A 16329-nucleotide genomic window follows, 5' to 3' on the forward strand; every position below is an offset into this window, starting at 1 on the left:
TCTACAGAACCGCCAGTTGTGTGCTGGTCAAATCAGCCCACTGTGAAAGTGTGGTCGGCAGATTCTCCGGCGATAGGTTGTCCAACACCGATATATCGAACGCAGCTTCGACCACCAGAACAAACTCCATCAAATCGATCGACGTGATGTTCAATGTGGAAAATTCAATCGCAGGATCGATCGCGTCGGCCGTTTTGTATTGACAACCGTCGCTATCTTGGATGAGGTCGAAGAGGATTTCTTTGAGCTTGATTTCAATGCTTGGATGGTTCATATGGTTGTCTCGTTGTGAACTTCGGATGCGGGCAGACGTTGCAAGCACAAGGATCTACGGCAGTTCTGCCTTGATAATTTTCCCTAGCCCGGTGCGTGGCAGCGATTCAAGGCAAATGATTCGTCCGGGAACTTTGTAGGGTGCGAGTTGCGTTTCGCAATGTTTCTTCAGCGACTCGACATCCTCCGCGTCGACTCCAGCCACTGCCGCTTTGACGATCTCCGAACCCGAGCGATGCTTGCCCGCGTAAACCTTCACATCGGAGATACCCGGAAATTCCGAGATCACTTTTTCGACTTCGCTGGGGATCACTTTCATTCCAAACACGTTGATCACATCACTCTCGCGACCGACCAAATGAATTGACCCCTGTTCGTCGAGATACCCGATATCTCCAGTATTGAACCACCCATCGTCGAGGGCCGACGTGTCGACGCCTGTTTTTGTTAGATAGCCGACCATCGCCGCGTCGGAGTGGATGTAAACACGGCCAAAGCGTTCGTCGATTTCGGGGGCTTCCGGATCGCGGCGAATCTCCGCCCGCATCCCTCGCATCGGCAGCCCCACACAACTTTCCAAGCACGGCGAGTCCAGTTCTCCCACCAAAGAAATGCCTCCGGTTTCCGTCGTACCGTACAACGGGCGGGCGACCTTTCCGGTTCGCTTCATGAAATGCGAAGACGTTCTCTCGGACAACGGTGCGCCTGCGGAAAAGACACGCTTGGGCAGATGGCTGTATCCCGCCGGGGCCGCCGCCAGCAACAGATCTAACATCGCCGGGACCGCAGAAAATGTCGTGATCGCGTGATCGCTCAACGCCCTCAGGGCAAGGCGTGGATTGAACACGCGTGTTGAAACCACACTCGCCCCACTCAGTAGAGGAACCGCCAAACAGGTTCCGAAACCGTAACCGTGACTCATCGGTACGGTGCAGAAGAATTGTTCGTTTGCCCCAATCTGCATCGCGTCGATGTAGTTCCTCGCTTCGGCGACGGCAGCCTCCGCGTGTCGCATCGCTAACTTGGGCCGCCCCGTTGTTCCCGAAGTCATGTTTAGCGGCACGCCGCCGACGCCGGGAAAATCGCCCGCAAAGTTCTTATTCGATTCGTCAACGGTCGACCATGTGAATTCACACCAACTGTCGGCATCGATTGGACAAGCACTTACAGCCACGTCGCTCATCTGCGCCGCAGACCACTTTTCACTGGCGATCCAGCGAGCGCCGCACGCTTGAGCGTGTCGCAACAATTCGGGGGGCGGAGTATCGACATGGGTCAACAGCGGAGCAGCACCGATTTCTAAAATCGCCATCAACGTGGCGACGAATCCCGGTCCGTTTCCAAGACTGAAGACGACGCGATCGCCGGGGCGCAGTGATGCTTCTTGCAATAATCGAACAAGTTGATCGCGACGTGAACGAAGCTGATCGCCATCGACTTGGACATCCCGGTCAAGATCGATGAACTTTCCGGCATACTGGTCAAACAATTCCAGGAGAGGTGCAGGACTCCAATAATCTTCAATCTTAGTATGCATGGTTCTGGAACTCCTCATCAACGATGAAGCTAAGGCCTGACGATTCAACAAAGTAAGTTCTACTTGGATCGTCCTTAACCCAAATTCCAACAAGAGGATTCAGCGAGTCCCCCCTCGCGCCCATAACAAAAGCTCCAACACGCTCCATAGTCGCGTTGATCCTCCGTGAAGGAGGATCAGACTCACCGCCTGGTCGCCGCGCCCGAAACTCGATGAATCTCTCAAGGGCGCCCATTGCGTCCAGCCATTCGGGAGAACGCCCGCCCCCAAATGGCGATCCAAGCGTTACGGAAGCATGTCGCCAAACGTCATGAACCCGCCCATCTAGTGACCTTCCACACCTAAGAAGCCTGGCCCTCGTGCCAGCATGTCAACGCCACGATTCCGTGTCAAGCATCTCGTTTAAAAGTTTCGGTTTCTCGTGGTGTGAAGTGAAACCATCGCGTCTTTGGAACGCCGCCAAGGCGACGCAAAACGCAGCGTTTGGGATCGCCGACCTTACCGAAAATGACGTCGGGGCACTTGCGCCGACGGGGCGAGGAATGCCACGTAAAGAGGCGATGTTAGGGGCATCTGGGCCCCTAACCGACTTTCCGAAGCATGAGGATCGATCGTTTCACCCGAATCCCGAGAATGTCGACAGCAATCGGAGCGCCCCGTAGCCCCGAATCGTCACTACGCGTGAACTCTCGTCCTTGGGAAAGCGCGTTTTTTTGGAGGAGTCCGCATAGCCCCAGTCCTAGCGTTCCCCCAGAAATGGCTCGGCGGAAGCCTAAGGCTCCAGCGGGAATACCAAATTTTCGTTCGGAAATCTCTCAGATCTTCAGAACCGAGCCCATACCCCGACTGCGACGCCAGGCGCTCAATTGTCCGATGTGCAGTGCGAAGTGGGTCGTCAACAGATGGCCCAGCATGTCACCAACGGTCGGCAGGTGAGCTTTCAAAATCGGGTTGCTTCGCAGCGCGGCGAGATCTTCGTCGGTGGCATTGGCGACTGCCGTCAGGAAACGATCAGCCGATTCATTAAAAAAGGTGACCAGATCGGCTTTGCCCATCAAATGGTCGGTCACCTCGGTCGGTTGGCTCCCTGGACCGTAGATCGGCATCATTTGTTCGGCTCGCTCGACAGGAAGACCCATCGTCATCAGCCCAAACTCGTTGCAAAGGGCCAAGTGCCCCAAGATCCAGTTCGGCGAATTACCACCACCGGCCGGTAGGCTCTGAAAATCGGCGTCGGAGATGCCATCGACCATCTCGGTCAACACGCCTCGCATCATGGTGAACAGCTTTACCTCGAGTTCCATCGATTACATCCTGCGGACTGAGCTCAGAAAAGAAGATTGGCGGGCTAAAGCCGCCCCGCTTGGGACCAGTCTCCAATATAGGCGTCAAATTTGCCACAGCCCATCACGAATTGTGAAACCTTGGCGAGGAAGTCGTTTCGGTCGCGATTCAAGCCTGCAAGAAGTCGAGAACGATAGTACGCTATGATAGCAAAACAGGTAAATTAGGCGGATTCTCTGGTTGCCGGTGATTGATTTCTTTCACATCGTGACCATAATCTATCACAGGCAACGAGTTTTCTCGCAGATATCGGAAGAAATCGATTTTGTCCAACGGCTCTCCCACGGAAGCACGGCGTGAAAATCTGCGACGGCAGATTCAATCGACCGGATTTGCGTCGCTGTTGGAATTGGCGGCGGAACTGCAAGTCAGCGAATCGACGATTCGTCGCGACTTGGACCATTTGGAGGAGCTTGGCGAGGCGAGACGAACTCACGGCGGCGTGTTTTGGACCGGGTCACCGACCAACATGCGACTGTTCGAAGGTCGGCGTGATAACCGTTGGGAACAGAAGCGAGCGATTGCCCAGGCCGCTAGCGAATTGATCTGCGATAGCGACACGATCCTCCTCGACGGTGGCAGCACGACCTACGAACTAGCTCGTCTGTTGGTCGGCCGACCACTACAAGTCGTGACGAATTCGCTGCCCGTTGCGAACCTGTTTGCCAGTAGCGACAAGTCGGACTTGGTCCTCGTCGGCGGTTACGTTCACAACCGCACCGGCGTCACGTTGGGGCCGTTCGCAAATACGATGTTAGAAAGTTTGAATGTCCGCCACGCGGTGATTAGTATCGCCGGGGCGGATGAGCGAGGTTACTACAACAGCAACATGCTTCTTGTCGGAACAGAGAAGGAGATGTTGCGCAGCGCCGACGAAACGATCATCGTCGCCGACAGCACCAAGTTTGGCCACGCGAGTCTTTCGCGAACCTGCCAATTGGGCGATGTCGCGACGATCGTGACCGACGACGAACTATCGCCCCAGTGGCAACAACGACTGACCGACGCCGGCGTCCAACTGATCATCGCCCCGGCGATCCACTCATAGATCAAAACGACCGTCCCCCACAATCCGCAGCCCCCTCCGACCTGCAACCATTGCCCATGACACAATCCTTAGACAACGCACAGATCGAAGCCTTGGTTCGCCGCGCCGTTCGCGCGATCGTCAACAACGATTTGTCTTCGGCCGCTCAACCTCCGGGTTGGGTCGATGGCAAACCGAACCTCCGCGTTAGCATCTCCGCACGGCACGTCCATCTGTCGGATGAACACGTCGAAACGCTGTTTGGTCCCGGCGCAACGCTGACGCCAATGAAAGGCTTGTACCAAGACGGCTTCTTCGCCGCCGAACAGACAGTAATGATCGTCGGTCCGAAGAAACGGATGCTGCCAAGCGTCCGCGTTCTGGGCCCCACGCGTCCGTTCAGCCAAGTCGAACTGGCGTTCACCGATTCGATCTCGCTGGGGCTGGACATTCCGATCCGCCACAGCGGCGACATCGACGGGACTCCCGGCTGCGTAATGGTCGGTCCCGCCGGCACGATCCAGCTGGACAAAGGCGTGATCCGCGCAGCCCGCCACGTCCATATGAATCAAAGCGACGCCCAGTTCTACGGCGTCAAAAAGGGTGACTTCATGGATCTGAAGATCACCAGCCCACAGTGCACGATCACGATGAGCGACGTGTTGGTTCGCGCCGATGAGACCAGCAAGCTGGAAGTTCACATCGACACCGATGAAGGAAACGCTTGCAATCTCGACAGCGCCACCAAGATCGAATTGATCCCCAGCGGCGGCGGATGCGGCTGCAAGGCTCACTAAATCCTGCTGAGGTTCGACGTCCAACGCCGCACCAACAACACCCGATTTCAAATTTCGAATTTTCGATTTCAAATTCCCTCCCTCCCTCCAGAGACCAATTAGATGGCAAAGATTAACGAAGCGCTCGGTATGATCGAGACGAAGGGTTTTATCACCATGATGGAAGCGACCGACGCGATGTTGAAATCCGCCAACGTCACTTTCCTCGGTTGGGACAAAGTCGGCAGCGGCTTGGTTACCGCGTTTGTCACCGGCGATGTTGCCGCAGTGAAAGCCGCAACCGATGCGGGTGCCGCAGCGGGTGGTCGCGTGGGTGAAGTGGTTGCCGTTCAGGTGATCCCACGTCCACACGACGACTTGGGCAAGATCCTCAAGGTGGGTGGCTGAGCCGTTCGATTGGGCGATCTCGCCTGACGAGCGTTGCGTCGACCGCTACGGTCTTCCGCACAACTACGCTAACCACCGGACACGCTTCCCATGGCAAAAAAGAAAACGACTTCGACTCGCACTCCCGCGACCGAATCCACACCGACTGGCGGCACTCCTGCCAAGGAGCCCGCTCGACGGACGACGGCTGCAACGACAAGAACAGCCGTAACCAAAACTGCATCCGCAACCGCTCCTTCACAAAAAACTTTCTTGGATAATAAGATGAATCAAGCACTTGGCCTTGTTGAAACAAAGGGTTTGTTGGCCCTGATCGAAGCTACCGACGCGATGGCCAAAGCGGCAAACGTCGAAATCACCAAACGCATCGACATCGGTGGTGCGTTCTGCACGACCGTCGTCACCGGCGATGTCGGCAGCGTTCGCGCAGCCGTCGAAGCGGGTGCTGCCGCGGCAGCTCAAGTCGGCGAATTGGTCGGCAGCCACGTGATCGCTCGTCCCAGCGAAGGCTTGGTCGAAGCGTTCATCAACAAGTAGTCGACCGGCGATCGCTGCCGCGACCCGATGACTCCCACCCGTTCCTAACAACCAGTACCCACGACCACGGACGACCCTGTTGCCATGAAGGTTTTAGTCGCAAATCTCGGATCTACGAGTTTCAAGTATCAGTTGATCGAAATGTCCGATGAAACCACGCTCGCTCGCGGCGCGGTCGATCGGATCGGTTCGCCCGAATCGTCCTGCACGGTCGAAATCGGCGACTGGAAAGATCAACGCACGATGTCGGTTCCGCATCACGGAGTCGCTGTCGAAGCGTGCTTGGCACAGTTGACCGATCCGCAACACGGCTGCATCAAATCGGCCGATGAAGTGGATGCGATTGGGTTCAAAGCGGTACATGGTGGACGGTTCAGCGGCGTCTATCGGATCGACGAAGAAGTATTGGCAGCGATGGAAGAGATGCGGGACGTCGCTCCGGCGCACAACCCGCCTTACGTTGCCGCCATGCGACAACTGGCTTCGTCCGGCGGAAACATTCCGTTGATCGCGGCCTTTGAAACCGATTTCCACCAAACGACTCCCGACGCCCAGCGTTATTACGCGATCCCAAAACAATGGTCGGATGATTTCCACATCCGTCGCTTTGGGTTCCACGGCAACAGTCATCGATACATCGCCATGCGAACGGCGGAATTGATTCCTGGTGCCAGCCGCGTGATCTCGTGTCACTTGGGTGGCAGTAGCAGTTTGTGTGCAATCCGCGATGGCAAGAGCATCGGGACCACGATGGGCATGAGCCCGCAGACCGGTTTACCGCAGAACAACCGCGTCGGCGATTTCGACCCATTTGCGATCCCCTTGATCATGGAAAAGACCGGGCTGTCGCTGACCGAAGTCCTGAACAAGCTGGCCAACGAAGGCGGCCTGTTGGGATTGAGCGGCAAGAGTGGCGATATGCGTGATCTGGAAGCGGGTGCCGCCGAAGGAGATGCCGATTGCCAATTGGCGTTGGATGTTTACGTTTCGGAAGTTCGCCGCATGATGGGCGGGCTGTTGGTTCTGTTAGGCGGAGCCGACGCGATCGTCTTCACCGGCGGAATTGGAGAGAAGGGAGCGGAGATCCGCGCCAAAGTTTGTGAAGGTTTGGAAGACCTGGGGATTGCCATCGACCGCGTCAAAAACGGCGTCGCCGAAGGTGAAATGGCAGTCCACAGCGAAACCAGCCGCACGCAGATCTGGAGAATCCCAACCAACGAAGAACTGGTGGTCGCTCGCAAGTGTGTCGAATTGCTAGGCAAATAAGCAACCGCAATCGACGCAGCGAACATCGGACAAGAATTAAACGAACGATCCCGGCACAACGCAAAACACAGGCACCTGCCTGTGACCCGAACGAAGTTTACCCATGTTTATCGCACGAGTTACCGGTTCCGTCGTCAGCACGCAGAAGGTCGCTTCGATGACCGGACACAAGCTGTTGATCGTCGAACCCTATCGATTGGAACCCGACCAGCGGAAGTCGTTGACGACCACCGGACGGACCTTCATCGCCTGCGATACCTTGGGGGCGGGTGAAGGGGATTACGTGCTGATTGTCCAAGGCAGCAGCGCTCGATTGACTCCCGAAACGAAACACTTGCCGATCGATTGCGTGATCATCGGCATCGTCGATTCGGTCCACATTGAAAAGCAAAACGTCTACAAGCGAGACGAATAGAAGGTCCCCTTTCGCCCCGCGAATGTGCGCCTCACGACATACAACAGGCTTCGTTCTCCCGACGAACGAACCACTTGAAACGACACCCCACAATCCCACGACGCTCTTATGCAATACGACGAAAACCTCATCCGCTCAGTCGTCTCCCAGGTATTGGCCGAAGTGGGTTCGCCACCGCCGATCCACAATGGCAGCGGCGGCTACAGCGGACGGCACGGCGTTTTTCATGATGCCAACGAAGCGGTCGCCGCGGCGCAAGAAGCGTTCCTGCAGCTGACCGAACGGACCATCGAAGAGCGCGGCCGGATCATCGACCACATCCGCCGGATCTCGATCGACCAGAGTGAAGAGCTGGGAACGATGGAGATGAACGAGACCAAGATCGGTCGCCTGGAACACAAGATCGCCAAGCTGTTGACCTTGGGCCAACGCGCTCCCGGGATCGAGATGATCAAGACCGAAGCCTTCAGCGGCGACAAAGGTCTGGCGATCATCGAACGCGCTCCCTTTGGTGTGATCGGTGCGATCACTCCCGTCACCCACTCGCTGCCTACGATCACCGGCAACGCGGTCAGCATGATCGCTGGCGGAAACACGGTTGTCGTCAACCCACACCCCAGCGGAAAGCGAGTTGCTGCCGAGGGCGTACGCCGATTCAACGAAGCGATCTACAACGACCTGGGGATCGACAATCTGATCTGCGTGATCGCCGAACCGACCCTCGAAACCGCTGACGCGATCTTCTCGCATCGCGATGTCCGACTGATCTGCGTCACCGGCGGACCCGCTGTCGCTCGCGCGGCCTTGAAAAGCGGCAAGCGAGCCGTTGTCGCGGGCCCTGGAAATCCTCCCGTCGTCGTCGACGAGACCGCCGATCTGGATCGCGCCGCTCGCTGCATCATCGAAGGTGGAGCGTTCGACAACAATCTGTTGTGCATCGCCGAAAAGCAAGTCTTTGTCGTCGAACAGGTCTTCGACGCGATGATGTCCGCCATGGAACGCGCCGGCGCGGCGCGACTGAATTCGAGCGAGATCGATCGACTGACCTCGCAAGCGATCGCAGTCGTTGGCGAAGGCGAACACCGACACCAAGTTGCCGCGAAGGACTTCATCGGCAAAGACGCTGCCGTCTTGTGTGCCGCGGCGGGCAAGAACGTTGCCGCCGACGTCGAACTGGCGTTTGGCGAGACCGATTATTCGCATCCGTTTGTTGGCGTCGAACAGATGATGCCATTCATCCCCTTTGTCCGCGCTCGCGATGTCGACCACGCGATTGCGATGGCCAAGGAGAGCGAACACGGCTTCCGTCACACCAGCATGATCCACAGCCGCGACGTGCGGAACATGACCAAGATGGGCCGCGCGATGGACACCACGCTGTATGTGAAGAATGGTGCCAGCATGGCCGGATTGGGACTTGGCGGCGAAGGCTACTTGAGCTTCTCGATCGCGGGACCGACCGGCGAAGGGGTGACCACGCCGCAAACGTTCACTCGCGAACGCCGCTGCAGCATCATCGAAAACCTGTACGTCGTCGGCAGCCCGAAAAACGTCTAAGCGACGGCTGCGATATTGAATCCGATTGAAATCGAAAACACTCCAAAGCTCGTCCATTGCAAACCGCCAAAGTCCTCGGAACGACACGCGCCACGATCAAGCACGCCAGCTTTGTCGGGCAGAAGCTGTTGATCGTTCAACCGTTGATGGCGGACGGTTCGGCGGATGGCCCGCCGTTGCTGACCTTGGATGGCTGGGGTGCCAGTCGTGGCGATACCGTCCTGCTGACTAGCGATTCCAGTTGCATGGAAGACCTGATCGGCAAAGACAAAAACACGCCCGCCCGCTGGACCACGATGGGCATCATCGACCAACGATAGTTCGAAAGAAGACAACAACTCAACATGACCTCAACGCCACTCGACCTGGAAGCCATCGTTCGCCGCATTGTCGGCGAAGTGGTCGCCGGTGCCGTGGCGCCAAAGTCGCAACCGGTCGCCAGCGCCAACACGCGGCTGTGCCTGATCGATCGCCCCGTGATCGCTTTGACCGACGTGGAGAAACGGCTCGACGGAATGTCCGAAATCGCCGTCGCTCCGCGTGCCGTGATCACTCCGGCGGTCAAAGATCTGCTGCGAGCGCAGTCGATCGCGATCGTCCGCGAAGAAAAACAGAACACGATGCGAACTCCAGTCGCTGCCCCGGCGGCGCTGCTGGTCGCCGACGTCGATTGCTCCAACCGCTGTGCCGCGTTTGCCAAGCAATTGGGCATTCGAACGCGCCGCGGAGTGCAGATCGTTGTCGCCGAAGAAGCTCGAATTGTCCTGGCCGACCTGCCGCAACGCGTGGTCTGCGATCTATGTCGCAGCGGCGCCGAAGCGGTTCAAGTCGGATCGCTCAGCGAAGTCCAAGCGGTCGCCGCTGCGATGCAGCCCGATGTTTGGGTGCTGGACATGACGCGACTGAACGTGATCGCGGCGACAAACCTCGCCACGCGACTAACAAAATAGAAACCCCGTCCACGGAAGACCGATGCGAATCGCCAAAGTGATTGGAAGCGTAACGCTCAGCCGATGCCATCCGGCCATGGCCGGTTCGCGGCTGCGATGCGTGTTGCCAGTCGACGACATCGCGCAGATCGCCAGCGACGACTTCAGCGGCTCCGAACTGTTGGTGACCTGGGACGAATTGGGAGCGGGCAATGGCGATCTGATCGCTTTGGCCGAGGGCCCCGAAGCGGCTCAACCCTTCCAACCGCAAATCAAATGCATCGACGCTTACAACGCGGCGATCCTAGACCATATCGACCTCCAATAGCGTGACTTCTCCGAAGCCAAGCACTCACACCCTGCAACCTTCAAAGACCAGCATGCAAAACATCCACAAAATCAAACAAGACATCTGCGAAATTGGAAAGCGGATTTACGCCAAGGGTTTCGCCGCTGCAAACGACGGGAACATCACCGTCCGCGTTAGCGAAAACGAAGTCCTGTGCACGCCGACCATGCACTGCAAGGGTTATTTGAAGCCTGAAGACATCAGCGTTGTCGACATGACCGGCAAGCAGTTGAGCGGCAACAAGAAGCGCAGCAGCGAAGCGCTGTTGCACTTGGAAATCTACAAGCAACGCCCCGAACTGAAGAGCGTGGTGCATTGCCATCCGCCACACGCCACCGCGTTTGCCGTCGCTCGCGAACCGATCCCACAATGCGTGCTGCCCGAAGTCGAAGTCTTCTTGGGCGACGTGCCGATCACCAAATACGAGACTCCCGGCGGACAAGCGTTTGCCGATACCGTGATCCCGTACATCCACAAGAGTAACGTGATCATCCTGGCCAACCACGGCACCGTCAGCTTCGGCGAAAACGTCGAACGGGCTTACTGGTGGACCGAGATCTTGGACGCCTACTGCCGCATCCTGCTGCTGTCGCGTCAGCTGGGACACGTGCAATACCTCAGCGGCGACAAGTCGCGTGAACTGTTGGAACTGAAGGACAAATGGGGGTTCACCGATCCGCGTTTGACCAAGGAGTTCGAAAACTGTGACATCTGTGCCAACGATGTCTTCCGCGACAGCTGGGAAGCGAACGGCGTATCGCGTCGCGCCTTCGACGCCCCACCCGCAGCCGGCAGCATGTCCGGTGGAGCAGCCCCTGCGGCAGCCGCTGGCAAGAACGTCGACGAAGAACAATTGGTGAAGCTGATCACCGCCGAAGTCATGCGTCAGATGGGCAAAGCCTAATCGCGACGCAGCGACGAACCGAGACACTTAACACGACAAGAACGACACAACAGAAACTCCAACGGACGCACGATTTGCGTCCCGCAGAACGGTGAAAGAATTATGAAAGTATCGATTATTGGCGGCGGCGGTTTGGTTGGATCCTGTGCGGGCTACGCGCTGCAGTGCGGCGGCATCGTCCGCGAGATCGCCTTGCTGGATGTCAACGCCGAACTGGCCGTTGGCCAAGCGCTCGACATGGCTCACGGTGCTCCTAGCGTCGCCGATCAAGTGATCGTTGGTGGCGGCTACGAACACATTCCGTCGAGCGATGTGATCTGCATCACTGCCGGTCTGCGTCGCAAGCCAGACGAATCGCGATTGGACTTGATCAACCGCAACACCGACCTGTTTGTTTCGATCTTGGACCAGATCAAAGCGGCTGGATTGAAGGAGGGCGCGATCGTCGTCGTCGTGTCGAACCCCGTCGACATCCTGACCTACGTCGCGGCTCATCGCTTGGGCTTGCCGAAGCAGAAGGTGATCGGCCTGGGAACTCAGCTCGATACGATCCGCTTCTGCTGCCTGATCTCGTCGGAACTCAAGGCACCGCCAACGCAGACGAAGGCGTTGATTTTGGGTGAGCATGGCGACAGCATGGTGCCGATCTGGTCGAGTGCCACGATCGCCGGCCTGCCATTGGACAAATACCCAGGTTGGAATCCAAACTTGGCGAACCAATTGTTCACGCGAACCAAGGGAAGTGGCGCCGAAGTGATCAAACGCAAGGGCGGAGCTGGCTTTGCCGTCGGCATCGCGATCCGCGACGTGATCGAATCGATCGCTTTGAATTCGCAAAAGGTTCTGCCAGTTAGCAGCATCCAAGAGGGATGTTACGGAATCCGCGACGTCGCGTTGAGCGTCCCGACAGTTGTCGGCCGTTGCGGCGTTGTCGATCGTCACGAGATCGATCTGTGGCCAAAGGAAGTTCAAGGCCTGCGAGCCAGCGGTGCAGCGCTTCGCAAAACCTTGGAAGTTGTCCTGAACCGCGTCGGTTAGTAGCCCGGTTCCAGTTGGTCGCTCTTTCGCATTACGAGCACGACGTTCAAGCGAGTGATCCGCGCGACGATCCTGGAATCACCTTCTAGCGCTTCGTCCCGGTATTTCGGACGGAGCGAGCGGGGGCAATTTCTTGTATATTGAGGCCGATGCGTCGGCCTCGTGATTTCGGGCCGGCGTTCCACAACATAACGGCGGGCCGACCATGGACGACAAGAAGCGATTGCGCAGCGAAGACTGGTTTAATAACCTCAGCGATCCCAAAATCACGGCGCTTTATCTGGAGCGTTATCTCAATTACGGGCTGACTCGCGACGAACTGCAATCCGGTCGCCCATTGATCGGAATCGCGCAAACCGGCAGCGACATCTCCCCCTGCAATCGGATCCATCTGCAGACCGCCGAGCGCGCTCGCGACGGAATCCGCGATGCCGGAGGAATCCCGTTTGTCTTTCCGATGCATCCGATTCAAGAGAGTTGCCGACGTCCGACGTCGGGACTCGATCGCAACCTCGCCTACCTCGGCTTGGTTGAAATCATGCGCGGCTACCCCTTCGACGGCATCGTTTTGACGACCGGTTGCGACAAGACAACTCCCGCCGCATTGATGGCCGCTGCGACCGTCAACCTTCCGTCGATCGTCCTCTCCGGCGGACCGATGGTCGACAGTTATCTGGACGGTCGACTGGCCGGCGCCGGCACGGTGATCTGGGAAGCGCGGAAGCGATTGGCCGCGGGCGAGATCGATTACGACGGCTTCATGATGATGCTCGAATCGACCACGCTCAGCCCAGGGCACTGCAACACGATGGGGACCGCGCTGACGATGAACTGTCTCGCCGAAGCCCTCGGCATGTCGTTGCCCGGATGCGCGGGAATCCCCGCTCCGTTTCGGCAGCGCGGCCAGATGGCGTATCAGACCGGCAGAAGAATCGTCGAAATGGTTCATGAGGATCTGCGGCCCAGCGAGATCATGACGCGGGAAGCGTTTGAGAACGTCGTCGTCGTCAATTCGGCGATCGGTGGTTCGACCAATGCGCCGCCGCACATCCAAGCGATCGCCAAACACATGGGTGTGGAGATGGTGGTCGAAGACTGGCAGGAGATCGGATACGAGATCCCGTTGCTGGTCAACTGCCAACCGACAGGCGACTTCTTGGGCGAAGGCTTTCATCGCGCCGGCGCGGTGCCTGCCGTGATGCTTGAATTGCTGCAAGCCGGCCGGATTCATGGCGGCTGCAAAACAGTCTCCGGAAAATCGGTAGCCGAAAACATTTCGGGGCGTGAATCGCTGGACCGCCAAGTGATCATGCCGTTTGACAGTCCGTTGATTCCTCAGGCCGGGTTCATGGTCTTGTCGGGAAATCTGTTCGACGCAGCGTTGATGAAGACCAGTGGGATCAGCGCCAAGTTCCGCAAGCGTTATCTGTGTGAGCCCGGCAACGAAAACTGCTTCGACGCGCGGGCGATCGTTTTCGAAGGGCCCGAAGATTATCACGACCGGATCAACGATGCTGCCTTGATGATCGACGACTCCTGTATTTTGGTGATCCGCGGATGCGGACCGATCGGATATCCCGGATCGGCGGAAGTCGTCAACATGCAGCCGCCCGACGAGATGATCGCCGCAGGGATCTCCGAATTGCCAACGATGGGGGATGGCCGCCAGAGCGGAACTTCGTCGAGTCCATCGATCTTAAATGCTTCCCCGGAATCTTTGGCTGGCGGGAACCTAGCGCTGTTGGAAACCGGCGACATGATCCGGTTCGATCTGAACAACAGCCGCGTCGAGCTATTGATCAGCGAACACGAACTGCATGCCCGGCGAGACGCTTACCAGCCGCCTGAATTGATCAATGGATCGCCGTGGGAAGAACTGTCGCGAACCTACACCGGACAATTGTCCGACGGGGCGTGCCTCGATTTTGCAACCGCCTATCGCAACCTGGGCGACGAACCGCTGCGGCACAGCCACTAAAGGCGCCGCGCGGCGGTGCGGATACAAAACGCCAAAACGATGTCAAATGAAGGCATCGCATTCCGCTTCGTCCAGTTCTTCCTGAACGCTTTCGTTGGGTAAGCGAACGATCACCTTGGTACCGACGCCCAGTTCGCTTTCTACCGTGATCGCGCCGCCATGGGTGCGAACGATTCCGTAAGCGATCGACAGCCCCAATCCCGTCCCTTCCCCTTCCGCTTTGGTGGTGAAAAACGGATCAAAGATCTGATCGAGATCTTCCTTAGAGATTCCAGCCCCGTTGTCATCGACAACCAAACACGAATCCACATCGGTTCCGTTCGTCGACACATAGACCTTTCCCGTGTCAGGAGTTGCCTGCACGGCGTTGAGAATGACGATCGAACAGACTTGAGCGATCTCCCCCACGTTACAAGCCATCGTGGAGAGTTCCCCCAACTTCAATTCAATTTTGTCCGTGTCCCCGAGCGTCGTTTGTAGCATTTTGACAGCGTTGATGACGATCGCGTTAAGGTCTGCATCCACGATGCCGCCGCGGTCAAGATTGGAAAAGTCCTTAAGACTCTTCACAATGTCTTTGATTCGAATCACACCATCACGCGATTCACTGACCAACATTTTGGTGTCGTTCAACACGTATCGGATATCGCGTTGGGGCGTTTCGGAGGAAGCGTTCCCACCTAGCCGATTCAATACGCTTCCATCGGAACCGATCACGGGCGCATTACAATCCAGGAGCGTTGCACATAACCGTTCATAATCCGAGATTGTCGATTCAATGACATGCACATAGTCACACAACGCATTCAAATTGGTGTCGACGAAAAACAGAGGGTTATTGATTTCATGGGCGACCCCAGAGGCCAACACACCGATCGAAGCCATCTTCTCGGAATGGACCAACTGGGCTTGCTGTTCCGCAAGATGACGGTTGGCAGCCTTCAGCTTTGTGTTGATTTCCACCAAACTCGCCATCGCTTCGTCGTAGGATGTCGCGAGATCCAGCCGCATCAAGTCTAGGCAAAAGTGACACTCGACATGGCCAACTTGGGTTTCCATCGTGACGCTGCGCGTACGAAACTGAGGATAGCGAATCTCGCCGAAATAGACACGTGGCGCGGTCACCGTCAGTTTGGCGTAGGTTTCTTGCAACCGCACGATCGCTTCCCCAACGATCGTGTTCAATGTTTCAGAAATCGCGTCGCAAATCATTTCGCGCACTTCGGGCTGCGTCTGCTGAAAGATCGTCTCATCAATTCCAATCACGCGCGCCGCGGTCTCTTCATCCATGGCGATCACATACTCACCAAACACGGTCCCCGTGTAGTAGATCGACACGATAAAATTCTTCTTCGTTCGCAACGAACTGGATTCCATGACGTCCGAACGTTGGAGCGTGGAAACTCCAAACATGTCGAAAAGGACACGTTCGGAAATCTCTTCAAACGCGCGTGCATGATCCGATAGATGTTGAATGTCGTTCACACCGCGTACCCCAAAATTTTCTCGACGGCTGAAATAAGACGCTGCTGATCCTCAATGCAATCGCGACGGATTGGTTTCTCTAGAAACGCCCCCGCGCCTGCTTCCAAACACTTCCGCACGATCTCTTCGTCTTTGAGCGCCGAGAGCATCACCACGTTGGCATCGGGGCAGTGGGCGCGAATCTCCTTCAAGCACTCCAGACCATCCATGTTCGGCATCGTCACATCCAGCAAAGTTATGTCGGGGTTCAATTCTTTGAACAACTGCACCCCTTCCTCGCCATCGCAGCCCAGGCCAACGACGTTGAATCCGATTTCAGTGAGCACGGTCTGCATCACCTTGCCCATAAATCTGCTGTCATCGACCACTAACACGGAAATCATAGTTTTGTATCCCTAACACGTGTCTATCGAAACAATTGTCCGCATGTGCTGAAGGTGGCTATCGACTCGAGAATCACAACGCATCATTCCACGGTCAACGGACGACGACAAATGGAAGCGAAT

The 16329-nt window shown here is 57.0% G+C and carries 18 protein-coding genes; 13 read left to right on the forward strand and 5 right to left on the reverse strand.

Translation table 11 applies throughout. The annotated features are described in order from the left end of the window. Position 1: 1 nt before the first annotated feature. From Poly24_RS18000 to Poly24_RS18010, 3 genes are all read right to left on the reverse strand, one after another. Positions 2 to 274 carry a hypothetical protein gene (locus tag Poly24_RS18000; RefSeq protein ID WP_145098549.1) on the reverse strand — a complete coding sequence of 91 codons (273 nt, stop codon included), beginning with the start codon at positions 272 to 274 and terminating at the stop codon, positions 2 to 4. A gap of 54 nt (positions 275 to 328) precedes the next feature. Next, positions 329 to 1810, reverse strand: coding sequence for a class I adenylate-forming enzyme family protein (locus Poly24_RS18005; RefSeq protein WP_197452000.1), 1482 nt, complete (start codon positions 1808 to 1810; stop codon positions 329 to 331). A gap of 815 nt (positions 1811 to 2625) precedes the next feature. Next, on the reverse strand, positions 2626 to 3114 hold the full coding sequence (locus tag Poly24_RS18010; protein ID WP_145098556.1) for a DinB family protein: 489 nt from the start codon (positions 3112 to 3114) through the stop codon (positions 2626 to 2628). 305 nt (positions 3115 to 3419) lie between these two features. Here Poly24_RS18010 and Poly24_RS18015 point away from each other — a divergent pair, with 305 nt between their 5' ends. The 13 genes from Poly24_RS18015 (at position 3420) to Poly24_RS18075 (ending at position 14338) form a co-directional block, all read left to right on the forward strand. Further along, complete coding sequence (locus tag Poly24_RS18015; protein ID WP_145098559.1) at positions 3420 to 4202, forward strand: DeoR/GlpR family DNA-binding transcription regulator; 783 nt, start codon at positions 3420 to 3422, stop codon at positions 4200 to 4202. 56 nt (positions 4203 to 4258) lie between these two features. Further along, positions 4259 to 4978 carry a phosphate propanoyltransferase gene (pduL, locus tag Poly24_RS18020; protein ID WP_145098562.1) on the forward strand — a complete coding sequence of 240 codons (720 nt, stop codon included), beginning with the start codon at positions 4259 to 4261 and terminating at the stop codon, positions 4976 to 4978. A gap of 102 nt (positions 4979 to 5080) precedes the next feature. After that, entirely contained in the window at positions 5081 to 5365 is a 285-nt protein-coding gene (locus Poly24_RS18025) for a BMC domain-containing protein (protein ID WP_145098565.1), read from the forward strand. Positions 5366 to 5629: 264 nt separating this feature from the next. Next, the gene (locus Poly24_RS18030) at positions 5630 to 5902 is read left to right on the forward strand and encodes a BMC domain-containing protein (RefSeq protein ID WP_145098568.1); all 273 of its coding nucleotides are present in this window, start codon (positions 5630 to 5632) and stop codon (positions 5900 to 5902) included. Positions 5903 to 5986: 84 nt separating this feature from the next. Beyond that, entirely contained in the window at positions 5987 to 7168 is a 1182-nt protein-coding gene (locus tag Poly24_RS18035) for an acetate/propionate family kinase (RefSeq protein WP_145098571.1), read from the forward strand. 103 nt (positions 7169 to 7271) lie between these two features. Continuing rightward, positions 7272 to 7583, forward strand: a complete 312-nt coding sequence (locus Poly24_RS18040; RefSeq protein WP_145098576.1) for a EutN/CcmL family microcompartment protein — start codon at positions 7272 to 7274, stop codon at positions 7581 to 7583. A gap of 108 nt (positions 7584 to 7691) precedes the next feature. Continuing rightward, the gene (locus Poly24_RS18045) at positions 7692 to 9140 is read left to right on the forward strand and encodes an aldehyde dehydrogenase family protein (RefSeq protein ID WP_145098579.1); all 1449 of its coding nucleotides are present in this window, start codon (positions 7692 to 7694) and stop codon (positions 9138 to 9140) included. Positions 9141 to 9196: 56 nt separating this feature from the next. Beyond that, positions 9197 to 9460 carry a EutN/CcmL family microcompartment protein gene (locus Poly24_RS18050; protein ID WP_145098582.1) on the forward strand — a complete coding sequence of 88 codons (264 nt, stop codon included), beginning with the start codon at positions 9197 to 9199 and terminating at the stop codon, positions 9458 to 9460. A gap of 24 nt (positions 9461 to 9484) precedes the next feature. Then, the gene (locus Poly24_RS18055) at positions 9485 to 10090 is read left to right on the forward strand and encodes a hypothetical protein (protein ID WP_145098585.1); all 606 of its coding nucleotides are present in this window, start codon (positions 9485 to 9487) and stop codon (positions 10088 to 10090) included. A gap of 22 nt (positions 10091 to 10112) precedes the next feature. Beyond that, on the forward strand, positions 10113 to 10397 hold the full coding sequence (locus tag Poly24_RS18060; RefSeq protein ID WP_145098588.1) for a EutN/CcmL family microcompartment protein: 285 nt from the start codon (positions 10113 to 10115) through the stop codon (positions 10395 to 10397). A gap of 52 nt (positions 10398 to 10449) precedes the next feature. Further along, complete coding sequence (locus Poly24_RS18065) at positions 10450 to 11322, forward strand: class II aldolase/adducin family protein (protein ID WP_145098591.1); 873 nt, start codon at positions 10450 to 10452, stop codon at positions 11320 to 11322. A gap of 102 nt (positions 11323 to 11424) precedes the next feature. Then, entirely contained in the window at positions 11425 to 12360 is a 936-nt protein-coding gene (locus tag Poly24_RS18070) for a lactate/malate dehydrogenase family protein (protein WP_145098594.1), read from the forward strand. A 205-nt stretch (positions 12361 to 12565) separates the two neighbouring features. Then, the gene (locus Poly24_RS18075; RefSeq protein ID WP_145098597.1) at positions 12566 to 14338 is read left to right on the forward strand and encodes an IlvD/Edd family dehydratase; all 1773 of its coding nucleotides are present in this window, start codon (positions 12566 to 12568) and stop codon (positions 14336 to 14338) included. A gap of 42 nt (positions 14339 to 14380) precedes the next feature. Here the strand turns inward: Poly24_RS18075 and Poly24_RS18080 are convergent, their stop codons facing one another. Continuing rightward, positions 14381 to 15823 (reverse strand): sensor histidine kinase, encoded by a 1443-nt coding sequence (locus Poly24_RS18080; protein WP_145098600.1) that lies wholly within the window; start codon positions 15821 to 15823, stop codon positions 14381 to 14383. Then, positions 15820 to 16206, reverse strand: a complete 387-nt coding sequence (locus Poly24_RS18085) for a response regulator (protein ID WP_145098603.1) — start codon at positions 16204 to 16206, stop codon at positions 15820 to 15822. The genes Poly24_RS18080 and Poly24_RS18085 overlap by 4 nt, the downstream gene beginning before the upstream one ends. Positions 16207 to 16329: the final 123 nt, after the last annotated feature.

It is taken from the genome of Rosistilla carotiformis (genome assembly GCF_007753095.1).
GTDB classification, from domain to species: Bacteria; Planctomycetota; Planctomycetia; order Pirellulales; family Pirellulaceae; genus Rosistilla; species Rosistilla carotiformis.

Coding starts and splice junctions, on each gene's coding strand:
- Poly24_RS18000 (WP_145098549.1), bottom strand. CDS start 274: ATGAACCATCCAAGCATTGAAATCAAGCTCAAAGAAATCCTCTTCGAC.
- Poly24_RS18005 (WP_197452000.1), bottom strand. CDS start 1,810: ATGCATACTAAGATTGAAGATTATTGGAGTCCTGCACCTCTCCTGGAA.
- Poly24_RS18010 (WP_145098556.1), bottom strand. CDS start 3,114: ATGGAACTCGAGGTAAAGCTGTTCACCATGATGCGAGGCGTGTTGACC.
- pduL (WP_145098562.1), top strand. CDS start 4,259: ATGACACAATCCTTAGACAACGCACAGATCGAAGCCTTGGTTCGCCGC.
- Poly24_RS18025 (WP_145098565.1), top strand. CDS start 5,081: ATGGCAAAGATTAACGAAGCGCTCGGTATGATCGAGACGAAGGGTTTT.
- Poly24_RS18030 (WP_145098568.1), top strand. CDS start 5,630: ATGAATCAAGCACTTGGCCTTGTTGAAACAAAGGGTTTGTTGGCCCTG.
- Poly24_RS18035 (WP_145098571.1), top strand. CDS start 5,987: ATGAAGGTTTTAGTCGCAAATCTCGGATCTACGAGTTTCAAGTATCAG.
- Poly24_RS18040 (WP_145098576.1), top strand. CDS start 7,272: ATGTTTATCGCACGAGTTACCGGTTCCGTCGTCAGCACGCAGAAGGTC.
- Poly24_RS18045 (WP_145098579.1), top strand. CDS start 7,692: ATGCAATACGACGAAAACCTCATCCGCTCAGTCGTCTCCCAGGTATTG.
- Poly24_RS18055 (WP_145098585.1), top strand. CDS start 9,485: ATGACCTCAACGCCACTCGACCTGGAAGCCATCGTTCGCCGCATTGTC.
- Poly24_RS18060 (WP_145098588.1), top strand. CDS start 10,113: ATGCGAATCGCCAAAGTGATTGGAAGCGTAACGCTCAGCCGATGCCAT.
- Poly24_RS18065 (WP_145098591.1), top strand. CDS start 10,450: ATGCAAAACATCCACAAAATCAAACAAGACATCTGCGAAATTGGAAAG.
- Poly24_RS18070 (WP_145098594.1), top strand. CDS start 11,425: ATGAAAGTATCGATTATTGGCGGCGGCGGTTTGGTTGGATCCTGTGCG.
- Poly24_RS18075 (WP_145098597.1), top strand. CDS start 12,566: ATGGACGACAAGAAGCGATTGCGCAGCGAAGACTGGTTTAATAACCTC.
- Poly24_RS18085 (WP_145098603.1), bottom strand. CDS start 16,206: ATGATTTCCGTGTTAGTGGTCGATGACAGCAGATTTATGGGCAAGGTG.